This is a genomic window from Hyalangium sp., assembly GCF_035629615.1.
Lineage (GTDB): Bacteria > Myxococcota > Myxococcia > Myxococcales > Myxococcaceae > Hyalangium.
On record NZ_DASPHO010000570.1, the window covers coordinates 1 to 3,100 of the forward strand.

Sequence of the window (3,100 nt, forward strand, 5' to 3'; positions counted from 1 at the left end):
CGTCCCGGTTTCTGGCGCCTTTCTGATTCAGGGAGCTGTTGGGTGCCCGGCGAGTCCGGGTAGAGCCTCAGGGGCCCGGACGGGGGGCGAAGTCCCGTCGGGCGAGCCGGTAGTACCGGGCCGGGAGCTGCTGGGGCCCAACGCGCCGCTCTCCGGCATCCGACATCCCCAGCCGCTGCATGCAGCGCAGGGAGGCGGCGTTGTCGAAGTCGGCCCCGGCGAGGATCTCCTCCAGTCCTACCTGCTCGAAGCCGAAGCGGAGCACGGCCTGGGCGGCCTCCGTCGCCAGTCCTCGCTTCCAGAAGCCGGGCAGGAGGCCATAGAGCACCTCGATGTCCGCGCCCCCGTCGATGCGTCGGAGCCCACAAAAGCCGATGAGCTCTCCTGGTTGCTCTACCAGGAACAGGGCGAACAGGCCGAAGCCGCGCTCACGGAAGTCCTGTTGGGTGAGGGCGATCTGCTCTCGCACCACCTCTCGGGCCACGGGCTGGTCGTCCCAGAGGTAGCGGCGCACCTGAGGGTCGTTCCAGAGGCGGAAGAGAGCCTCCTCGTCCTCCGGGCGGAACGGGCGGAACAGCAGGCGTTCGGTGCGGAGTTCCATCAGAGGGGAGGGGCCGGAGGCGGGTTGGGCAAACCTGTCAGACAACCCTACAGGTTCGGCCAGAGCGCGCCGCGGGGAGGACCCTTGGGTCGGGTCAGGAGGAAGTGATGAGGAGTCGGGCCTCTAGATCGGGTGGGAGCGTGGCGAAGTCCGGTGCCACCCATTGGGCCCCCGCCTCCCGAAGCACTTCGGGGGGAGTCGTGGTGGTAATGCCCACCGCGACCATGCCCGCCGCGCGTGCCGCGATGATGCCGTTCACGGCGTCCTCGAAGACGACGCAGGTGGAGGGTTCCACCTCAAGGGCCTTTGCCGCGGCGAGGAAGATGTCTGGCGCGGGCTTACCTCGGGTTACCTCTTCGGCGCCGACGACGCGCGCGAAGAGTGAGCGGATTCCGAGTCCATCCAGCACCATCGTGCGATTCCCGGTGGGAGCGGCGGTGGCGATGGCCAGGCGGACCCCAGTGCCCCTCAGACGGGCGATGAAGGCCTCGGCACCTCGCATGAGCGCCAGGTGCGGCGCGTAGAGCTTGCGGTAGTGGGTCTCCTTCTCCTCGGCCAGCCGAGCCAGTTCATCTGCAGGGACATGACGGCCGAGCAGGATCGGAAGGATCTCCTCGTTCTTCTTGCCCGCGAACTCGCGCTCGAACCGCTCGGCGGTGGCCTCCAGCCCGAGGCGCTGGGAGAGGGCCACCCACGCTTCGGAGTGGTAGCGCATGTTGTCGACGAGGGTGCCATCCATGTCGAAGATGGCGGCGTGCAGAGGTGTGGGCGCGATCATGCCCCCTGCATTACCGCGTCTGGCGCCGGGATGGGATCCGGAAGTCACAGCTCCTCGTCGCTGAGGATGATGACTCCAGCAGAGTGGAGCAGGGCGGCCGTGACGCCTCGGCCCTGGACCACCGCGCCGTCCACATGCGTTCCATGGCTGCCGCAGGAGGGGCTGCGCTCCTTGAGCACCGCCACTGTCACCCCGAAGCGCCGCACTGCCTCCAGCGCCAGCTCTGCGCCGTAGCGGAACTCTGCCGTGCGATCCTCGCCCGTCGCGGCCACCACCGCCCGCGCCCGGCCTGCCAGCACCGCCTCTCCCGTGCCTCCGCGCAGCTCCACCGCGGGCCTTGGAATCCCCAGTCCAGCGCCCGTCTCCGGGCACACGGGCACCACCTCCTTGCCCTCCAGCGCCCGCATCACAGGGGTCGAGCCCTTCGACTTCCCGTCGTACCTGCAGGCCTCGCCCAGCAAGCACGCGCTCACCAGCACCACTCGCGCCTCGCGCAGTGCCGCCAGCCGCTCCTCGCGCGTCCGCTCCGTCGTCATGGCGCCCCCGGGCTGCGCAGGCTCAGCTCGCCCACTGTGGCCTGCGCGTCGACTCGCGTCCGTGTCCCCTCCAGGGTCACCTTGCCCGTCACCGCCAGCCGCAACGCCAGCGGGTAGAGCCGGTGCTCCTCCACGAGGATCCGCGCGCTCAGGCTCTCCTCATCGTCCCCCGGCAGCACCGGCACCGCCGCCTGAGCGATGATCGGCCCCGTGTCAGTGCCCGCGTCCACGAAGTGCACCGTGCACCCGGCGATCTTCACCCCTCGCTCCAGCGCCTGGCGCTGTGCATGCAGCCCCGGGAACGCCGGCAGCAGGGCGGGGTGGATGTTCAGCACCCGCCCCGGAAACCCCGCCAGGAAGTCCGCGCTCAGCAGGCGCATGAAGCCCGCCAGGCACACCCACTCCACGCCCGCCTTCTGCAGCTCCTCCCCGAGCGCCCGCTCGAAGTCCGCACGAGCGCCAAACGCCTTGTGATCCAGCACCACCGCGGCCACGCCCGCCTTGCGCGCCCGCTTCAGCCCAAACGCCGTGGCCACGTTGGACACCACGCAGGCCACCTCCGCGGGGGAGTCCGCCTGAGCGCACGCGTCCAGCAGCGCCTGCAGGTTGCTGCCACTCCCGGAGATCAGCACCCCGACCCGGGCTCGCGCCATGCTCATGGCTCGATGACCGCCGTCGCCTCGCCCTGGCCCTGCTCTACGCGCCCTACCTCTGTGGCCTTCACGCCTCGCGCGTTCAACACGCTCAGCGCCTGCGCCACGTCCTGCTTCGCCACCACCACGATAAGCCCCAGCCCCATGTTGAAGGTGGAGAACATCTCCTCGCGCTGCACCCCGCCGAGCTGGGCAATCAGATCGAAGATCGGCGGCCGGCTCCACGCCCGCTCGCTCAGCACCGCCCGCGTCCCGTCCGGCAGGCAGCGCGGCAGGTTCCCCGGAATGCCGCTCCCGGTGATGTGCGCCATCCCCTTCACCTTCACCGCCTGCATCAGCGCCAGCACGTCCTTCACGTAGATCCGCGTGGGCTCCAGCAGCGCATCCGCCAGCGGACACTCCAGGCCCTCGGGCATCTCCTTCAGCGACAGCTCCCCATCCTCCAGCAGCACCTTGCGCGCCAGGGAGTAGCCGTTGGAGTGCAGCCCCGAGGAGGGCAGGCCGATCAACGCGTCGCCGGGCTCGCACGTCG

At 70.0% G+C, this 3,100-nt stretch carries 5 protein-coding genes; all 5 read right to left on the minus strand.

Going from position 1 to position 3,100, the window contains the following annotated elements:
• Positions 1–67 precede the first annotated feature (67 nt).
• On the minus strand, positions 68–601 hold the full coding sequence (locus tag VD972_RS28945) for a GNAT family N-acetyltransferase (RefSeq protein ID WP_324991992.1): 534 nt from the start codon (positions 599–601) through the stop codon (positions 68–70).
• A 94-nt stretch (positions 602–695) separates the two neighbouring features.
• On the minus strand, positions 696–1,379 hold the full coding sequence (locus tag VD972_RS28950; protein ID WP_324991993.1) for an HAD family phosphatase: 684 nt from the start codon (positions 1,377–1,379) through the stop codon (positions 696–698).
• A 44-nt stretch (positions 1,380–1,423) separates the two neighbouring features.
• On the minus strand, positions 1,424–1,915 hold the full coding sequence (locus VD972_RS28955; RefSeq protein WP_324991994.1) for a DUF523 domain-containing protein: 492 nt from the start codon (positions 1,913–1,915) through the stop codon (positions 1,424–1,426).
• Positions 1,912–2,574, minus strand: coding sequence for a phosphoribosylglycinamide formyltransferase (gene purN / locus VD972_RS28960; protein WP_324991995.1), 663 nt, complete (start codon positions 2,572–2,574; stop codon positions 1,912–1,914). Before purN ends, VD972_RS28955 begins: the two co-directional genes overlap by 4 nt.
• On the minus strand, positions 2,571–3,100 hold a 530-nt coding region (locus VD972_RS28965), incomplete at its 5' end, for a phosphoribosylformylglycinamidine cyclo-ligase (protein WP_324991996.1). The genes purN and VD972_RS28965, both read right to left, overlap by 4 nt.

What these genes read in the sequence shown, in the direction of transcription:
- VD972_RS28945 (WP_324991992.1), bottom strand. Translation starts at nt 601, where the DNA reads ATGGAACTCCGCACCGAACGCCTGCTGTTCCGCCCGTTCCGCCCGGAG.
- VD972_RS28950 (WP_324991993.1), bottom strand. Translation starts at nt 1,379, where the DNA reads ATGATCGCGCCCACACCTCTGCACGCCGCCATCTTCGACATGGATGGC.
- VD972_RS28955 (WP_324991994.1), bottom strand. Translation starts at nt 1,915, where the DNA reads ATGACGACGGAGCGGACGCGCGAGGAGCGGCTGGCGGCACTGCGCGAG.
- purN (WP_324991995.1), bottom strand. Translation starts at nt 2,574, where the DNA reads ATGAGCATGGCGCGAGCCCGGGTCGGGGTGCTGATCTCCGGGAGTGGC.